17 protein-coding genes are annotated in these 16,445 nt (G+C 71.3%); 8 read left to right on the top strand and 9 right to left on the bottom strand.

What is annotated here, in order from left to right:
- Positions 1–23 precede the first annotated feature (23 nt).
- The 4 genes from VF632_RS15950 (at position 24) to VF632_RS15935 (ending at position 5,934) form a co-directional block, all read left to right on the top strand.
- A complete protein-coding gene (locus tag VF632_RS15950) occupies positions 24–998 on the top strand; it encodes a DUF4097 family beta strand repeat-containing protein (protein ID WP_331023912.1) in 975 nt (324 codons plus the stop codon).
- Positions 999–1,050: 52 nt separating this feature from the next.
- On the top strand, positions 1,051–3,633 hold the full coding sequence (locus VF632_RS15945; protein WP_331023911.1) for a DUF5916 domain-containing protein: 2,583 nt from the start codon (positions 1,051–1,053) through the stop codon (positions 3,631–3,633).
- A 14-nt stretch (positions 3,634–3,647) separates the two neighbouring features.
- Positions 3,648–4,679 (top strand): DUF4097 family beta strand repeat-containing protein, encoded by a 1,032-nt coding sequence (locus VF632_RS15940; RefSeq protein ID WP_331023910.1) that lies wholly within the window; start codon positions 3,648–3,650, stop codon positions 4,677–4,679.
- Positions 4,680–4,941: 262 nt separating this feature from the next.
- A complete protein-coding gene (locus VF632_RS15935; protein WP_331023909.1) occupies positions 4,942–5,934 on the top strand; it encodes an MBL fold metallo-hydrolase in 993 nt (330 codons plus the stop codon).
- A gap of 52 nt (positions 5,935–5,986) precedes the next feature.
- Here the strand turns inward: VF632_RS15935 and VF632_RS15930 are convergent, their stop codons facing one another.
- From VF632_RS15930 to VF632_RS15920, 3 genes are all read right to left on the bottom strand, one after another.
- Positions 5,987–6,514 carry a DinB family protein gene (locus VF632_RS15930; protein WP_331023908.1) on the bottom strand — a complete coding sequence of 176 codons (528 nt, stop codon included), beginning with the start codon at positions 6,512–6,514 and terminating at the stop codon, positions 5,987–5,989.
- Positions 6,515–6,528: 14 nt separating this feature from the next.
- On the bottom strand, positions 6,529–7,050 hold the full coding sequence (locus VF632_RS15925; protein ID WP_331023907.1) for a DinB family protein: 522 nt from the start codon (positions 7,048–7,050) through the stop codon (positions 6,529–6,531).
- Positions 7,051–7,273: 223 nt separating this feature from the next.
- On the bottom strand, positions 7,274–8,692 hold the full coding sequence (locus VF632_RS15920; protein WP_331023906.1) for a glucosaminidase domain-containing protein: 1,419 nt from the start codon (positions 8,690–8,692) through the stop codon (positions 7,274–7,276).
- 203 nt (positions 8,693–8,895) lie between these two features.
- Between VF632_RS15920 and VF632_RS15915 the strand changes: the two genes are divergently transcribed.
- Entirely contained in the window at positions 8,896–9,945 is a 1,050-nt protein-coding gene (locus VF632_RS15915) for a ligase-associated DNA damage response exonuclease (RefSeq protein WP_349264004.1), read from the top strand.
- 585 nt (positions 9,946–10,530) lie between these two features.
- Positions 10,531–10,983, top strand: coding sequence for a hypothetical protein (locus VF632_RS15910; RefSeq protein WP_331023904.1), 453 nt, complete (start codon positions 10,531–10,533; stop codon positions 10,981–10,983).
- A 72-nt stretch (positions 10,984–11,055) separates the two neighbouring features.
- On the opposite strand, the gene VF632_RS15905 is transcribed toward VF632_RS15910, so the two are convergent.
- From VF632_RS15905 to VF632_RS15880, 6 genes are read right to left on the bottom strand one after another with little or no spacing between them, the layout of a single operon-like run.
- Positions 11,056–11,544, bottom strand: coding sequence for a DoxX family protein (locus VF632_RS15905; RefSeq protein ID WP_331023903.1), 489 nt, complete (start codon positions 11,542–11,544; stop codon positions 11,056–11,058).
- Positions 11,541–11,975 (bottom strand): hypothetical protein, encoded by a 435-nt coding sequence (locus VF632_RS15900; RefSeq protein ID WP_331023902.1) that lies wholly within the window; start codon positions 11,973–11,975, stop codon positions 11,541–11,543. The genes VF632_RS15905 and VF632_RS15900 overlap by 4 nt, the downstream gene beginning before the upstream one ends.
- A 24-nt stretch (positions 11,976–11,999) precedes the next feature.
- A complete protein-coding gene (locus VF632_RS15895; protein WP_331023901.1) occupies positions 12,000–12,353 on the bottom strand; it encodes a hypothetical protein in 354 nt (117 codons plus the stop codon).
- Entirely contained in the window at positions 12,350–12,901 is a 552-nt protein-coding gene (locus VF632_RS15890) for a sigma-70 family RNA polymerase sigma factor (RefSeq protein ID WP_331023900.1), read from the bottom strand. The genes VF632_RS15895 and VF632_RS15890 overlap by 4 nt, the downstream gene beginning before the upstream one ends.
- A 57-nt stretch (positions 12,902–12,958) precedes the next feature.
- The gene (locus VF632_RS15885) at positions 12,959–13,750 is read right to left on the bottom strand and encodes a L,D-transpeptidase family protein (RefSeq protein WP_331023899.1); all 792 of its coding nucleotides are present in this window, start codon (positions 13,748–13,750) and stop codon (positions 12,959–12,961) included.
- Positions 13,747–14,292, bottom strand: a complete 546-nt coding sequence (locus VF632_RS15880) for a hypothetical protein (protein ID WP_331023898.1) — start codon at positions 14,290–14,292, stop codon at positions 13,747–13,749. Before VF632_RS15880 ends, VF632_RS15885 begins: the two co-directional genes overlap by 4 nt.
- Before the next feature lie 190 nt (positions 14,293–14,482).
- Between VF632_RS15880 and VF632_RS15875 the strand changes: the two genes are divergently transcribed.
- Together VF632_RS15875 and VF632_RS15870 are read left to right on the top strand one after the other, a co-directional pair.
- Positions 14,483–15,232 carry an energy transducer TonB gene (locus tag VF632_RS15875; RefSeq protein WP_331023897.1) on the top strand — a complete coding sequence of 250 codons (750 nt, stop codon included), beginning with the start codon at positions 14,483–14,485 and terminating at the stop codon, positions 15,230–15,232.
- 190 nt (positions 15,233–15,422) lie between these two features.
- Complete coding sequence (locus VF632_RS15870; RefSeq protein WP_331023896.1) at positions 15,423–16,373, top strand: hypothetical protein; 951 nt, start codon at positions 15,423–15,425, stop codon at positions 16,371–16,373.
- Positions 16,374–16,445: the final 72 nt, after the last annotated feature.

Genomic DNA, 16,445 nt, shown 5'->3' with positions numbered 1-16,445 from the left:
CCGTCCGGAGGAAGAATAGACCGATGACGACCGGGACGATGAGGATGATGATGGGCGCGGCGGCCGCCGCCGCGCTGGCGGCGGCGCACCCCGCAGAGGCGCAGCGCCAGGTGAACGAGCGCCAGGCCACGGGCGCCACGGGAATGGTGGAGATCACCGTTCCGGCCGGGGCGGTGCGCGTTACCGGGTGGAGCCGCAACGAGGTGCAGGTGACGGGGCACCTCAGCCGCTCTACGGACCGCGTGCAGATCAGCGGTGGGCGCGGGTCGATGGAGGTGGAGGTGGTCAGCGGAAGCGGCCGCCCCGGGAACGCCACGCTCACGGTGCACGTTCCCGCGGGCAAGTCGGTAGAAGTGCAGACCAGCGGCGGCCCCGTGCACGTCACCGGCATCACCGGCGACGTCGAGGCGGTGAACCGCGGTGGGCCCCTGACGGTGGAAGGAAGCCCGCGCGACGTGGAGCTGACCTCCACCGGCGGCCCGGTGACGGTGAACGCCACCGCCCGCAGCGTGTCGGTGAACTCCACCGGCGGCCCGGTGACCATCGGCGGCACGGTGCGAGGCCTGGCCGAGGTCAACGCCATGTCGGGGCCGGTCACCGTTACGGCGGCCGCCGAGCGGGTGGAGATCAACGCCCTCAGCGGCCCCGTGCGCATCACCAACGCCGGCGGACCGGTCGAGGTGGCGTCGGTCAGCGGTCCGGTGTACCTGGCCGGACGCCGCCTGTCGGGCTCCATCGAGAACGTGTCGGGGGGCGTGGTGGTGGAGGGGACGCTGGGCGGCGGGCTGAGCGTGGAAAGCCACAGCGGCGACGTGGAGCTTCGGCTTCCCGCCGGCACCGCCGCCGACGTCGACGTCACCACCTACAGCGGCGGATTCCGCTCGGACTTCGGCGCGGGGCGGCGCGACGGCAACGAGCGGCACCTGCGCCTGGGCCGCGGCGGCATGGAACTCAGCATCACCACGTTCAGCGGCAACGTGAAACTCACCCGGCGGTAGGCGCGTACGCCGGTCCACTGCTTCTGAACCCCTTTCTCCCGAAGGACCTGGGATGATCATTACCCTGCTCCTGGCCGGCGCGGCCCTGCTTGGGCCCGCCGCCGCCGACACCACCCCCGCCAAAACCGTGGGCGCCCACCGGCTGGCCGCCGGACAGGCGCCGGCGGTCGATGGGCGCCTGGACGACGCCGTGTGGGCGGGCGTGCCCGTCGCCAGCGACTTCGTGCAGCAGTACCCCAACCCGTCGCAGCCCTCGTCGCAGCGCACCGAGGCCCGGGTGGCCTACGACGACCAGGCGGTGTACGTGGCCATCCGCGCCTGGGACACCGCGCCCGACAGCATCGCGGCGCAGCTGGCCCGGCGCGACGCGAGCGGCATCTACAGCGACTGGCTGCACGTGATGTTCGACAGCTACCACGACCGTCGCTCGGCCTACCGCTTCGCCGTGAACCCGCGGGGCGTCAAGAAGGACGTCTTCCACTTCGACGACGGCAGCGAAGACCTGGGGTGGGACGCGGTGTGGGACGTGGAGGTGTCGGTGGATTCGGCCGGGTGGAGCGCGGAGTTCCGCATTCCCCTCTCGCAGCTTCGCTTCCGCGCGTCGGACGCGGGGCAGAGCTGGGGACTGAACGTGTCGCGCGACCTGGCCCGCAAGGAAGAGCGCTCGTGGTGGTCGCCCATGCTTCCCGACCAGCCGGGCTTCGTGTCGCGCATCGGCACGCTGACGGGCATTTCGGGGCTGCGCCCGCCGCGCCGGCTGGAGGTGCTTCCCTACACCGTTGCGAGCGTCACCAGCGCGTCCAGCTACGGCCGCGAGGGCGACCCGTTCTTCCGTGAGAACGCCCCGTTCGCCTCGGCGGGCGCCGACATCAAGTACGGGCTTTCGAGCAACCTTACGCTCACGGCCACCATCAACCCCGATTTCGGGCAGGTGGAGGCCGACCCCTCGGAGGTGAACCTTTCGGCGTTCGAAAGCTTCTTCTCGGAAAAGCGCCCCTTCTTCGTGGAGGGCATCGACATCTTCCGCTTCGGGCTGGGGCTGGGCGACGACGAGAGCGAAACGCTCTTCTACTCGCGCCGCATCGGCCGCCAGCCGCAGCGCGGGCTGTCGGCGGACGACGACCAGCCATACGTGGACGCGCCGCAGCAGACCACCATTCTGGGCGCGGCCAAGCTGACGGGAAAGCTCGGCGACGACCTGTCTGTCGGCGTGCTGGGCGCGCTGACCGCCGAGGAGCAGGCGCGCTTCGTCACCTCGGCCGAGCCGGGCGAGGTGCAGCGCGCCACCAGCGAGCCCATGAGCGGCTACGGCATGGTGCGGCTGCGGCGCGACTTCAACCAGGGGCGCAGCGCCTTCGGGGGCGTGGTGACGGGCACCTACCGCGACCTGAGCGACGACGCGCTGCTCTTTCTTCCCTCCTCCGCCTTCTCGGGCGGGCTGGACTTCCGCCACCGCTTCGGCGGCGGCGACTGGGAAACGAACGGCTGGGCGATCCTCACCCGGGTGAACGGCGACACGCTGGCCATCCAGCGCCTGCAGCAAGCATCCGCGCGCTACTACCAGCGCCCGGGCGCGGACCACGTCGACGTGCAGCGCGACCTTACCGCGCTCACGGGCAACGGCGCCAGCTTTCACGTCGGCAAGATCGCCGGCCGGTACCGCGGCGGCCTGCTGGGGCTGTACCGCTCGCCCGGCATGGAGGTGAACGACCTGGGCTTCCTGCGCGAGGCCGACCAGGTGGTGGGCGCCGGGTACGGCCGCTGGTACCAGAACACGCCCCAGGGCGCGTTTCGCAACTGGAACCTGGGGTGGAACCTGTTCTCGGGATGGACCACCGGCAACGAGCGGATGTTCACCGGCGCGAACATCAACGGCAGCTACACGCTCAACAACCTGTGGGGCGGCCACGGCAGCGTGGGCCGCAACCACGGCGGGATGAACGTGCGCGGACTGCGCGGCGGCCCCGCGCTGGTGGACGAGGGGGCGTGGATGGCATCGGCGAGCCTGCGCACCGATAGCCGCCGCCGCATCTCGTACAGCGCCGCGGCCGGCTTCTACAACGAGGACGACACCGGGATGAGCCACCGCTGGGTGGAAACCTCCATCAACGCGCGCCCCTCCAGCCGGGTGACCGTTTCGCTTTCGCCGTCGTGGTCCAGGGCGAACGACCAGGTGCAGTACATCACCCAGGAGGAGTCCGGCCGCTACGTGTTCGGGCAGCTGGACCAGACCACCGTCGCCGTCACCACGCGGCTGAACTACACCTTCAGCCCCGACCTTACGCTGCAGCTGTACGCACAGCCGTTCGTGAGCGCGGGCGACTACGGCGCGTTCCTGCAGGTGGCCGACCCCGCGGCGGCGGACTTCCGCGAGCGGTTCGAACCGGGCGCGGCGCCGGATGACAACCCCGAGTTCAACGTGCAGGCGTTCCGCAGCAACGCGGTGCTGCGCTGGGAGTACCGGCCGGGAAGCACGCTGTTCGTGGTGTGGAGCCAGGGGCGCGAGAACTTCGTGAACGACGGCAGCTTTGGGCTGACGCGCGACTTCGGCCGGCTGTTCGGCACGGACGAGAACATGCCCGTTCCCGCGACCAACGTGCTGATGATCAAGCTGAACTACTGGCTGAACCTGTGACCGGAGCGTTTGGGATGATGGCGATTGCACGTGTTCGCCCGCTGGTGCTGGCCCTGGCCCTCGTGGCCGGGGCGGTGCTCCCCGCCGGGGCCCAGCGCTTCGTCCTGGGCGGCAGCGCCACCGTGTACAACCTGGCGGGCGAGGTGACGGTGGCGCCCGGCACGGGGAGCCAGGTGGTGGTGGAGGTCACGCGGGCCGGCGACGACGCCTGGCAGCTGCGGGTGAACCATTCCGGGGGCACGCTGCGCGTGGTGTTTCCCGGCGAGCGCGTCGTGTATGCGCGGATGGGCCGCAACAGCCGCACGCAGCTGCGCGTGGCGTCCGACGGCTCGTTCGGGGGCGGCCTCCGCTCGCGCCAGGTGACGGTCGCCGGCTCCGGCCGCGGCACCCGCGCCTGGGCCGACGTGCGGGTCCTGGTTCCCGCGGGGCGATCCGTGTCGGTGCACCAGGGGGTGGGCCGCGTGTCCGTCACCAACGTGGACGGACGCGTGCAGGTGCATGGGTCGTCGGCCTCGGTGGCCACCTCCGGCACGCGCGGCGGCCTGCAGCTGAACACCGGTTCCGGCTCCATCCAGGTGCGCGGCGCCCAGGGCGACGTCACGGCCGACGCCGGGTCCGGCTCGGTGAGCGTCGACGGCGTCCGCGGCAGCCGCGTGCAGGTGGAAACCGGCAGCGGCCGGGTGACCGCCACCAACCTGCGCGCCGAGACCGTGGCAGTCGATGTGGGCTCGGGCGCCGTGAGCCTGTCGGGCATCCAGGCCCGCGACGTGTCGGTGGAAACGGGAAGCGGCAGCGTGCAGCTGGCGATGGCGTCCGACGCGCAGCGGGTGAGCGTCGACACGGGCTCGGGCTCGGTGACGCTGGGGCTTCCCGCCAGCTTCGGCGCCGAGCTGTACGTGGACACCGGCAGCGGCGGCATCAACGTGCAGGTGCCGGTCACCAACCGCCGCTCGTCGCGCTCGCGCCTCGAGGGGCGCATCGGCGACGGCAACGGCCGGGTAGAGATCGACACCGGCTCCGGCGGCGTCCGCATCCATCGAAACTGATCGATCAGGCGGTCGATCTCAAGAAGAGCCCGGCATTTGCGCCGGGCTCTTCTCGTTTCTCCTGTTTTCCGGGTTGCATCACGCAGAGGCGCAGAGACGCAGGAGAGACGGCGAAGCACTCGCTGTTCTCTCTCGGCGGCTCTGCGCCTGCGTGAGACCTCCTTTTCGGATCTTGCGGAGCGATTCTTGTTGGCAGCATGATCGCAGTGCGGGCGCGCACGTGATCGCGCCTCCAATCTCCCCTGAAACCTTGGATCGGCCGATGGCTCACACGCGCCGCGACTTTCTCGCTACCTCCGCCGCAATGACGCTGGGCGCCCTGCTCGGGCGGCCGCTCCACTCGCTCACCGCCCAGACGGTGCAGACTGCGCAGGCGGCGTTCACGCCCGTGCGCCGCAACGTGGGCACGTTCACCATGCGCGGCGGCACCGTGGGCTGGCTCGTGAACGCGCGCGGCGTCGCCGTGGTCGACACGCAGTTCCCCGCCGAGGCGCGGGCGCTACTCGCAGGGCTGCAGGAGCGGTCGCGCAACCGGGGTGTGGACGTGCTGATCAACACGCACCATCACGGGGACCACACGGGCGGCAACGGTGTGTTTCGTGGCGTCGCTCGGCGCGCCGTGGCGCACGGCATGGCCGACCAGCACATGCGCCGCGCTCCGCAGCCGCCACAGCAGGCGCAGCCCGCGCCGCAGCCCCCGGCGCAGCAGCCCTCCCCGCCGCAGCAGCCTCAGCCCGCTCCGCCGGAGCCGCTGTACCCGGACACCACCTTTACGCACAGCTGGTCCACCGAGGTGGGCGACGAGCGCATCGTCGCGCGGCATCACGGGCGTGCGCATACCAGTGGCGACGCGGTGATCACCTTCGAGCGCGCCAACGTGGTGCACATGGGCGACCTGGCATTTCATCGGCGCCATCCCGTCGTGGACCGCGCGGCCGGCGCTTCCATGCGCAACTGGGCGCGCGTACTGGAGCAGGTGGTGAACGCCCATGCGCCCGACACCATCTACATCTTCGGCCACGCGGGGCAGGGGCTGCCCGTCACCGGGAGTTCGGCCGAGCTGCTGCAGTTCCGGGACTACCTGGGCGCCGTGCTGGCGTTCGTGGAGCAGCACGTCGCGGCGGGACGCTCGCGCGACGAGATCCTGGCCATGCGCGCGCCGCTAGCCGGTTTCGAGGCGTGGGGACCGTTCGGCCAGGTGGGCCCGCGCGACGCCGTCAGCGTGGCCTATGAAGAGGTGACCACCGGCGCGTAGGCCGGCGGCCACGACGATTTTTTCGTCGTGCGTCACCTGGGTGCGGCCCCGGTCAGCGGTCCATGATGGGCAGGTAGGCGCGCCAGGGGCCGACCGCCTCGCGCTGCCGTTTGGCCATGACGCGCGCGATCTGGGCGAGGTGGCTGAGGTCGTGGGCTACCCAGGTGGCCAGCAGCTGGCCCAGCGTCACCCGGCCGAACTCGGGGTGCTCCCCCTCGCGCTCCAGGTCCTCCCGCGTCAGCGTCCACGAGGCGACGGTGGATAGGCTCTCCCGGCGCAGCACGGAAAATTCATCCAGGAGCATCGCGAGCGCCCGCGGGTCGCCCCGGGTTGCGGGTGCAACGCGATCGATGGCGGGAAGCGCCCTCGGTCCTCCGGGCTGCAGGATGCTCCGCGCGCGGGGGATCCAGTTCGCGCGCTCCTCGCCGGCCATGTGCTCCACCACCATGGCCGGGCTCCACGATCCCGGGCCTTCGGTGCCATCGGCCCATTCGAAGGGAAGGTCCAGCAGCAGCGCCCGCAGCACGCCGGGCGTGCGCTCCAGAACGGCGGTGTGCATGCTCAGGTCGGCGGCGGCCATCGTCTCTCCTCTCATCATGGTGACGCGGTACTCGGCGACTGGACCTCCGGGCTCAGGAGCCAGTCGTGCTCCCACAACCCGCCATGCCCATGCTGCCGCAGCACCGCGGCGATCTGTGCCCAGTGGCGGATTCCGTGGATGAATGTGTGCATCACCACGACGTGTGCCCGCGATTCGATCCGGCCTAGCTTGCGCGTGTCCGAGACCAGCACACGATCCAGGTCTTCAGGCGTGGCGTCGCGCAGGAACTGGTCGCGGATGGAGGCGGCCGTCCGATGGATGCTCCACAGCTCCGGTACCGTTCGATCGGGCAGCTGCTCGTATCCGCTCACGGCTTCGCCGGCCAGCCGCTGGGCATAGCGTAGCTCGACGGCGAAGATGTGCTTGATGAGGGTGCGCACCGTTCCGTCCGCGCCCGTTCCGAGCGGAAGATCCAGCACCTCGGCCGGCGCCGTCTGAAACCACTCCCGCCACCGCTCGGTTTCTCCATCGACGTACGCCGCGAGCACGCCAAGCTTCACACTCTTCGCAGCCATCCGCTCTCTCCCGTGCTGAGATGGGTTTCGCTCTCACGCGCAATTTCGGGAAATCGGAAATGTGCTGTCAATCTTGATTCCAAATCAATCAAACCCGGCGCACCCTGCTCGCCGATAAGGGTCGAGCGTGGACGCGGCCTAGCTGTGGCATCATGTGAACGAGGGAGCCGCACCTGTGCTTCCAGGTGCGGCTCCCTCGCGCGAATTATCCGGGACGCTCAGCTCACACGTCGTAGTGCTGCAACTCGTAGCGGTCCATCAGGTCCCACAGCTTTTCGGCGTACTCCGGGTCGGTGGCGTATACGCCTTCCAGGGCTGCGGCGAACTTGCGGGGTTCCTTCGTGTGCTTCATGGCCTCGGCGTAGATGGGAAGGCCGCTCTTGCTCCACTTGGCCGTGGCGATCAGCCGGGCGTGGTCTTCGCAGCTCTGCTCCATCGACTTGTACACACGGAACGCGGCGTTCACGGCGATCCGCTTGCCGCCGACGTACTCCGCCGTGGGCATGGTGACGGAGCCCTCGGGCCCCTTGCCCTTGATGCCGAAGAAGTTGAGCGCCTTCACCGACAGGCCGCTGCGTCCCCAGTTGCTCTCCAGCGCCGCCTGGGCGATGGTGATCGAGGCCGGAACGCCGGTCGCCTTCGCCGAAGCCTGCGCCGCGGGGGCGATCAGCCCGATGAAGATCTTGCGGAAGTCCTGCGGCTTCTGGTTCTCGGCGCTGAACGCCTCCTTGCGCGTGCGGTCCACGCCATTGGCGTCGAATGAGGCCAGCGCCGCGTCAAGCGACCGGAGCGTGTCCTTGCCCACCAGCCCGTCGGGCTTGATGCCGTGGCTGGCCTGGAAGTTCTCGACGGCCTGCTCGGTCTTGGGGCCGAACGTGCCGCGATACTTAGTGCTGTCGCCCAGCGCCACCTTCAGGTCGGCGTACTTGCCGCCCAGGTGGTTCAGCGCGTCCTGCACCTGGCCGGCGCCATCCACCTGCCCGCCCGTCGCGCGCAGCACGCCGCCGTTGCCGGCCGCGATCGCCTGCAGGCCGGCGTGCCCCGCCAGGAGCGCGTGCTTCAGCGGCGCCTTGGCCGGGCTGACCGCCTTCAGCGGCATCACGTGCACGTGGCCGGGCGCGTACTTGGCCCGGAGCGCGGCGTAGTCCAGGCGCATGATCCTGGCCGCGCCGCCCTTGCTCACCCACGCGGTGGGGCCGGTTTCCTTTACGGCGTCGCCCGCGTTGGAATTGGACAGCGAGCAGTGGATCACCTTCGTGGGCACTCCGCCCTGCACCGCCGAGATGATCCCGATGTGCCCCTGCTTTACGACGCCGTTCAGCTTGTAGTCGGGATACACGTAGATGTCGCCGGGCTGCGCGCCGCCGGGCGCGACCGGCACCGCCAGGCCGGGAAAGGCCGGGGCCCCGCCGCGGGCGTAGGCGTCGGTGTCGAGCCAGCTGCCCGTGCCCGGCGGAATCTGCCGGGGAATGCCGATGGCCCAGGCCACGAAGCCGGAGCAGTCGCACTTCTTGTCCAGCGGCGCACCGGGCTTCATGCCCCCGGAGCCCAGGTCGTAGATGGTTTTGCGGCCCAGTGCGGATCTTGCGCGGTCCAGGGTCTGCTGCGGGCCGGAGGTGGGGATCAGGTCGTACCACGGCATGGGAGTACTCCAAAAACGGGAGGTGGATCGGGGATTCCGGTGCGTGCCGAGTGGGTTCGGCAACCGGAGGAGTCTCTCTCGCCGGGAGGCGAGCAGTGGCGGGAAGGGGTGCCCGCCGGGCGAGAGGACGAACAAGGCTAATAATGCCGTGCGCCACGCGCAAGCTGGTCGTGAACAACGATAAAAACGACGTCAGGGGAGAAATGCTGCGGATCACGGAGCGGGGGCTGTACTGCGAGGCGGGCGACTTCTTTATCGACCCGTGGCAGCCGGTGGACCGGGCCGTGATCACCCACGCGCACGGCGACCACGCACGCTGGGGCTCGCGTGTGTACCTGGGCTCGCGCGAGGGCGAGGCGGTGCTGCGCACGCGGCTGGGCCCGGGCGCGCGCATCCGCTCGGTGGAGTACGGCCTTCCGATCGACGTGAACGGCGTCCGCATCAGCCTTCACCCGGCCGGGCACATCCTGGGCAGCGCGCAGGTGCGGGTGGAGCACGGTGGCGAGGTGTGGGTGGTCTCGGGCGACTACAAGACCGAGGCAGACCCCACCTGCACCCCGTTCGAGCCCGTCCGCTGCCACACCTTCATCACCGAGAGCACCTTCGGCCTGCCCATCTACCGCTGGCGCCCGGATGCGGAGGTGTTCGGCGAGATCAACGCGTGGTGGCGCGCCAATGCGCAGGCCGGTCGCGCGTCGCTGCTGATGGGCTACGCGCTGGGCAAGGCACAGCGGCTGCTGGCGGGGCTGGATCCGTCCATCGGCCCCATCTTCACCCACGGCGCGGTGGAGCGGCTGAACGAGGACTACCGGCGGACGGGGATCTTGCTCCCCGAAACGCGGTACGCCGGCGCGGAGCCGCGCGGAACCGCCTGGGGCGGGGCGATGATCGTGGCGCCGCCCTCCGCCATGGGAACGCCGTGGATGAGGCGCTTCGGCGCGACGTCCACCGCGTTCGCGAGCGGGTGGATGCGGGTGCGGGGGCAGCGGCGGCGGCGCTCGGTGGACCGGGGATTCGTGCTGTCGGACCACGTGGACTGGCCCTCGCTGCTGGGTGCCATCAAGGAGACCGGCGCGGAGTGCGTATGGGTGACGCACGGGTACCGCGAGCCGGTGGTGCGCTGGCTTCGGGAGCGCGGGTGGCAGGCGCAGGCCATCGCCAGCCGCTGGGAGGGCGAATCCGACGAGGCCGACGTGCTCCCCGAGGCCGTAGCGGCCGTGGAGCCCACACCGGGCGCCGACCTGTCATCCTGAAGCCCAGAGGCACCGGACCATCTCCCGCCTCCCGCCACCCGCCGGGGACGCACACGGCACCGTCCCGCCCAGTCCGCGCAGGCGGACTTCGTGCCGTTCCAGACGCGGTTTCAACCGCCTGGACGACGGCCGAGGCCTCGGCTGCCGTAGGGCCCTCACCCGTCCTCGCTTATGCTCGTCCACCCTCTCCCACAAACAGCGTGGGAGAGGGGGTACACTTCAGGCTTGGGGTGCGTCAGGTCGGGCTCGGCGCTCGGGCCGGCGCCCCCCATCCCCAGCCCTTCCCCCGCAAACTGCGCGGGGGAAGGGAGCCAGTCGAGTGCGTGTGGCCAGCCGGAGCGCACTCGAATTCTCCTCTCCCCCATGGGGTTTATGGGGGAGAGGCCGGGAGAGGGGGGCGGCCGTGGTATTCATCGCAACCCGTCGAACCCCGACCGCAGCTCTCTCTCCCGCCGGCGCGGCCCCGTTCACTTCGACGGCCCGGACCGATGTGGTGGCCTCTGTACCCTCCGCCGCCCTTGCCACGCCCCGCACCCGCACGCCATCATCCCTGCGGCGCAGTTCCATCCCCACCGCTTCCCATCCATGGACCGCAACCGAATCATCACCATCGCCGTGGGGGCCGCGCTCCTCGGGTTCCTGCTCGGCTTTCTGCCCCAGTGGTCACGCGCGAACGGACTGCGCGACAGCCTGGAGGATACGCGCCTGCAGCTGCGGACGGCGCAGATCGAGAACCGCATCGGCGCCGCGCTGGCGGAGTCGCTGCGCAGCAACTACGAGCGCTCGCGCCAGCTGATGACCACGGTGTTCAGCGACCTGCAGGCCGTACGCGGGCAGGTTTCGCCCGCGCAGCAGAAGGAGGTGGATGCCATCCTGGCCCAGCGCGACGAGATCATCACGCTGCTGGCCCGCGCCGCGCCCGAGAGCAGCCAGCGCCTGATGCTCATCCACACGCGCTATCACAACGCGTTCTCCGGCGACCCGGCGCCCGCGACCACCCCGGCGGGTCCCGCACCCCCCGCCAGGCCCGCGAGCTGACGAACGCGGAGAACAGAAAAAGAGGCCGGGCGCTGGGCGTCCGGCCTCTCTCGTTCGTTCCGCGGCTCCCGCTCAGATCCGGCGCAGGTTCCGCACGTTGTGCCGGCGGTCGCGCCAGGCGTCTACGCTGTACTTTCCCCCGCCGCGGGCGGAGAAGTAGAAGAAGACGAAGCAGTACAGCGCCGCCAGCTCGCCCCGGTTGACGATGGGCCAGAACCCATCCGGCGCGTGCGACTGGAAGTAGGCCACGGCCAGCATTCCCGAAAGGAGGAACGCCACCGGCCGCGTGAACAGCCCCACCACCAGCAGCGGCGCCACGAACATCTCCAGCATCCCCGCCACCCCGCTCTGCGACAGCAGCGGAGCCGTGGCGCCGGGCGTGCCGCGCCATCCACCCAGCTCGCCGAACAGCTTCTGCGCGCCGTGCTGCATCAGCATCAGCCCCGAAACCACGCGCAGCAGCGCCAGCGTGGCCTCTTCGAAGCGGTGCATGAAGAATTGCCTTTCCCCCATCCGCCCCTCCCGCTCCCCGCGGTTGCCATCGTCCGCCCGAATGCTCACCGCGGTCCGCCGTCCGTCAGGCCCTGCTTCTCCTTGGCTTCGCGCCGCTCGCGCTCGGCGCGGTGGCTGGCGCGAAGGCGGTCGTACTCCGCCTGCTGCGCGGGGGTGAGCACCTGGCGGACCTCTGCCCGCGCGCTGTCGTGCGCCGCGCGGATGGGCGCCCCGTGCTCCTGCCAGACGGTGTCCATCCGGGCGCGGCGGCGAGCCATGATGCCGTCGATGCGCTGGCGCTGCTCGGGCGACAGCGAAAGCTTTTCGAAGATGGAGTGCGGCCCGCGGCGGTCCGAGCATTCGGCCGCCGTGGCGGCCTGGGGCTCGGCTTCGCGGGCGGAAAGGGCCCGGCTGGACGCGGCGCCAGCCAGCAGGCCGACGGCGAACGTCACCACCAGCATCCCCATTCCCATCAGGCGCGTGCGGCTGGGCCGGTTCACGGGCGTACCCCCGGGTGTGTCAGTTCAGCGTGCATCGTTCACTTCGTCGTCCCACTGGGCCAGCAGGTCTTCTTCGGTGGGCGGCCGGTCTTCGGCCACCCAGTCGCTCGCGGGCCCCGGAATGCTCAGCGCGTCGGCCACGGTCAGGGGCAGCGGCTCGGCGGCGGCGGGCCCCGTGCGGGTCAGCAGCCCCAGCGACAGCGCGGCGACCACGGCGGCGGCGGCCAGCGTGGGACGCGCCCAGCCGGCCAGCTCCGAAAGCGGCGTGCGCTGCACCACGCCCACCCGGGCGCGCGCCAGCACGGCGCCGATCAGGCGCTCGCGGCGGTGCGCCGGCAGGGCCAGCGGTGAAAGGTCGATCGGCTCCGGCTCCATCATTCCTCCTCGCGAACCAGGGCCTGCAAGCGGGCGCGAACCGCGCGGCGGGCGTTGAACAGGTGGTATCGAACGGTGCCTTCGGGCATCCCCAGCACGTCGCCGATCTCGCGGTGCTTCCAGCCTTCCAGGTCGTGCATCAGCAGCACCTCGCGCTGCCCCTGCGTGAGCCCCGACATGGCCTCCGTCAGCCGGTCGCGCAGGTCCGCGCGCTCGGCGTCGGCGGCGGGCGAATCGGGCGAGGCGGCGTGGCCGGCGTCGTCCAGCGGCTCGGCGGCGCGAATGCCCAGGTAGCGGCGATGGTTCAGGGCGCGGTTGCGGACGATGCGGACCAGCCATCCCCCGAACTTGCGCGGGTCGCGGCACTCGGCCAGGCGTTCCAGCGCCAGGACCATGGCGTCCTGCACCACGTCTTCGGCATCGTGGGGGTTGCGCGTGACGGCCAGGGCCACGGCGTAGGCGGTGCCGGCGTGGGCGCGCAGCAGGGCGTCTGCCGCCCCGGCCTGCCCGGCCAGCGCCCGTTGCACCAGGCGGGCGTCGTCGTCGCTCATCCTGCAGGGTTAGACACGCGCGGCCGGAAAAACGCTGGCACGCGCGTCAACGCGGCGTCACGGCAGGTCCCACGCGGCGCGCAGGGAGGCGTACTCGGCGCGGGGAAGCTGCACCAGCACGGGGCGGGCGCGGGGGTCCAGCCAGGCCAGCACGGCGCGCAGGTCCCCTTCGGCCATGGCGGTGCAGCCGCTGGTGGCCACCCCCGGGCCGCCCCAGACGTGAAGGAAGATGCACGACCCGCCCATGGGCCGCGGCGGGTTGGAGTTGTGGTCCACCCACACGCCCCAGCGGTACAGGTGATCGGGGCGGCGGAGCTCTTCGTGGCTCGTCCAGTCCGGCTGGGCGATGGTGTCGCGGTCTACCCGGCGGTTGTAGTAGCGCGAGCGGGAATCGTCCACGCACTCGATGCTCGCGTCCACCTGCACGTACGGCATGCGCACCCACGCGGCCTCGTCGGCCCCCGCGTAGCCGAACGCGGAGCTCAGGGCGAAGATGCCGGCGGGCGCCTTGCCGTCTCCCTCGCGCTTGCGCGGCCCCGCGCCGGGCTCGGGGTGCAGCCCGTCGCCCCACGCCACGCCCGTGCGCCCCACGGCGGCGGGGATGGCGCCGCCCACGGCGTGCCATGGCTGGTCCGCGCCCGCCCGCTCGTAGCGCTGAAGGACGGCGTTCACCGTGTCCCATCCCGCCGTGGTCACCACCACCATCTGCGTGCTCGCGTCCGTGGCGGCACGCGGCACGGGCTGCGCGGGCGCGCACCGTGCGGCGGCCAGCGCCAGGAGCACGGCGGTGAACGGCCGCATGCGCATGGAATGCACGGGGTTGCGGGACGGGTCGAGACGCGTGGTCACGCCCCCAGCTTTTCGCGAATGCGGGCGGCGATCAGCTCCTCCAGCTTGCCGCGCGTGTGGCAGACGGCGAGCAGGGCGTTGGCGGAGCCGTCGTTGTTGCGCGCATACGCTTCCACGCCCGAATCCAGCCGCGCCGACTCGGGGCTGCTCCCCGGCTGCACCGTCGTCTGCAGGTTGAAGCGCACCTCGTACTGCGTGGCGATCTCCACCCCGAACTGGCCGCGCCCACAATCGAAATAGCTGGACGTGGCCTGGCCCTGGAACCGGCGCGCCATGACGCCCTGCGCGCGGACGGTGCGCACGGTCGGCTCCGCGGCGGGCGACAGCCCCAGCTCCTGGTAGACGGCGGGCAGCACCTCCAGCACCCGTGCGACGGGAGCGCCCACGCTGGTCGAGACAACCCGGAACTCCGACTCGGTGGTCACGCTCAGCGCCTCGGCGCTGGTAACCACCTGGGTGTTGTTGCCCCCGGTGCTGGCGGCCGGCTGGAGGGCGGGAGTGCAGGCCGCGAGGGCCAGAAGGCAGGCGATGGAGTAGCGCATGGCGGGCACCGGAGTAGAGGTGTACTCTGTGTGCGGGGCCAGGCGCGTCCACGCCCGCCCCGCCCTTCCAAACGTATGCAGGGTCGGGATGGCGGTCAAACCCCGCGGACGTGGCACCTCCGATGCAGCGCCGTGCTTCGCGGACATGCGCCGCCCCGTCGTCGCCTTCCCACGATTCCCGGTCAAGACGATGAGCCCTCGTCGCCCACTCCTTCCGCTGTTCGCCGCCGCCCTGATGGCCGTTTCCGCCTGCGCCGGTGCGCAGGGCGGGACTGCGGTGCCGGGGGACGGCCCGGGGCGGCCCCAGCGCACGTGCCAGGCCGCCCGGGAGCCGCGCGAGCTTCCCGCCGCGGCGGCGCTGGTGGACTCGGCCGGGCTGGTGAACGCCGCGGCGGTCGCGTGGCGCCACGCCGGGCGGCCCACGGGGCCCGTGGTGTTCTCCCTGCGGTACGATCCCCACGGGCTGAACGTCAGGCGCCAGGTGATCGAGCACCGCGTCGGTCCCGTCCTGGCCGACTCGCTCCAGGCCCTCGCCTATGCCCACCGCCGCACCACGCCGCCCGCGGACCGCGAATGGGGCGTACGGCTGCGGATGGAACTGGGCGAGCAGCCGGCGCTGAAGGTGGAGCGCAGCGTGGTGTGCCCGCCCGCGCTCCGCGACCCGGGGATGGGGCCGTTCTCGGCCGCGGCCAACCGCGGCTGGGGCGACGTCCGCGACTCCTCGCCCGCGCCCTCCGTGGGCAGTGGAGGGACGGTGTGGCTGCGCGTGTCGCTGGATGCGGCCGGGAACGTGGTCGGCGTCCGGGTGGAGCGGGCGGGCGTGCTCCGGGGCAGCGACGCCCACCTGCTCGCCGCCGTCCGCATCCTGGACTTTGCGCCCGCCACCGAGGACGGGCAGCCCGTCCCCGGCGAAATCACCATCCCGTACCGCGTGCGCTGACGCTCGGAGTACGTTGCGGCCCCAAGGGAACGCCCCGAGTGCTTCCCCCTTTTCAACGCGGCGCTCCGGGGGTATCCTGCAACTCGTCCGTCATCATCGGCCCTTGCTTCCACCCCCCGCCGAACGGGCCCGCCCGGCGCGGCGGTTCGGCCGCGTTTCGCGCACCGTACCTGGAAACCGCGACTCTTTCATGAGGCTCGCCGCCGCGCTCGCGCTGCTTTCGGCCCTGCTGCTGACCGCCTGTGCGGGCGTGCGCCGTGCGCCGCCCACGGCCTCCGGCACGCCCGAAGCCGTGTCGCTGCTGGGCGCCCCGCTGTACGCGCCCGAGCTTCCGCTGGAAACGCGGCAGCGGCTGGAGGCACAGCTTTCCGAGGCGTACGACGCGTACGAGCGCGACCCCGACAACGCCGACGCCATCCTGTGGCTGGGCCGGCGCGTGGCGTACCTGGGCCGCTACCGCGACGCCATCGCCATCTTCGGCGAGGGCATCCGCAAGCACCCCGGCGATCCGCGCTTCTACCGCCATCGGGGCCACCGCTACATCACCGTGCGCGACTTCGACCGCGCCGTGTCCGACCTGGACCATGCCGCGCGGCTCATCGGCCGCCGTCCCATCGAAATCGAGCCCGACGGCATTCCCAACGCGCGCAACGAGCCGCGCACCACGCTGCAGTTCAACGTGTGGTACCACCTGGGGCTGGCGTACTACCTTCGCGGCGAGTTTCCCCACGCGCAGTACTCCTTCCGCAACGCGCTGACCCTGTCGCGCAACGACGACGAGCGCGTGGCGGCCATCGACTGGCTGTACATGTCGCTCCGCCGCCTGCGCCGCGACGACGAGGCCGCCCAGGTGCTGGCGGCGGTGCGGCCGGAGATGGACGTGGTCGAAAACCAGGCGTACCACCGGCGCCTGATGATGTACCAGGGCCGCGTGGCGCCCGATTCGCTCTTGGCGGCGGGCGGCGACGCGACGACGCTGGCCACGCAGGGCTACGCCGTGGGCAACTGGCACCTGTACAACGGCCGTCCCGAGCAGGCCGAGGAAATCTTCTGGCGCGTGACCTCGGCCGAGAACTGGACCCCGTTCGGCTACATCGCGTCCGAGGCGGAGCTGCGCCGGCTGCTGAAGTCACGGCGGTAACTGCGGTAACTACGGTCACAACGGTAACTACGGTCGACACGGTGGATGCCGGGGTTGGCCCTGGTTGCCGTT

The organism is Longimicrobium sp. (genome assembly GCF_036388275.1).
Classification (GTDB): Bacteria; Gemmatimonadota; Gemmatimonadetes; order Longimicrobiales; family Longimicrobiaceae; genus Longimicrobium.
The sequence above is the reverse complement of the archived record's forward strand: the minus strand, read 5'-3'. Positions and strand labels throughout refer to the sequence as shown.

What these genes read in the sequence shown, in the direction of transcription:
- VF632_RS15950 (WP_331023912.1), top strand. Translation starts at nt 24, where the DNA reads ATGACGACCGGGACGATGAGGATGATGATGGGCGCGGCGGCCGCCGCC.
- VF632_RS15945 (WP_331023911.1), top strand. Translation starts at nt 1,051, where the DNA reads ATGATCATTACCCTGCTCCTGGCCGGCGCGGCCCTGCTTGGGCCCGCC.
- VF632_RS15940 (WP_331023910.1), top strand. Translation starts at nt 3,648, where the DNA reads ATGATGGCGATTGCACGTGTTCGCCCGCTGGTGCTGGCCCTGGCCCTC.
- VF632_RS15935 (WP_331023909.1), top strand. Translation starts at nt 4,942, where the DNA reads ATGGCTCACACGCGCCGCGACTTTCTCGCTACCTCCGCCGCAATGACG.
- VF632_RS15930 (WP_331023908.1), bottom strand. Translation starts at nt 6,514, where the DNA reads ATGGCCGCCGCCGACCTGAGCATGCACACCGCCGTTCTGGAGCGCACG.
- VF632_RS15925 (WP_331023907.1), bottom strand. Translation starts at nt 7,050, where the DNA reads ATGGCTGCGAAGAGTGTGAAGCTTGGCGTGCTCGCGGCGTACGTCGAT.
- VF632_RS15920 (WP_331023906.1), bottom strand. Translation starts at nt 8,692, where the DNA reads ATGCCGTGGTACGACCTGATCCCCACCTCCGGCCCGCAGCAGACCCTG.
- VF632_RS15915 (WP_349264004.1), top strand. Translation starts at nt 8,896, where the DNA reads ATGCTGCGGATCACGGAGCGGGGGCTGTACTGCGAGGCGGGCGACTTC.
- VF632_RS15910 (WP_331023904.1), top strand. Translation starts at nt 10,531, where the DNA reads ATGGACCGCAACCGAATCATCACCATCGCCGTGGGGGCCGCGCTCCTC.
- VF632_RS15895 (WP_331023901.1), bottom strand. Translation starts at nt 12,353, where the DNA reads ATGATGGAGCCGGAGCCGATCGACCTTTCACCGCTGGCCCTGCCGGCG.
- VF632_RS15890 (WP_331023900.1), bottom strand. Translation starts at nt 12,901, where the DNA reads ATGAGCGACGACGACGCCCGCCTGGTGCAACGGGCGCTGGCCGGGCAG.
- VF632_RS15880 (WP_331023898.1), bottom strand. Translation starts at nt 14,292, where the DNA reads ATGCGCTACTCCATCGCCTGCCTTCTGGCCCTCGCGGCCTGCACTCCC.
- VF632_RS15875 (WP_331023897.1), top strand. Translation starts at nt 14,483, where the DNA reads ATGAGCCCTCGTCGCCCACTCCTTCCGCTGTTCGCCGCCGCCCTGATG.
- VF632_RS15870 (WP_331023896.1), top strand. Translation starts at nt 15,423, where the DNA reads ATGAGGCTCGCCGCCGCGCTCGCGCTGCTTTCGGCCCTGCTGCTGACC.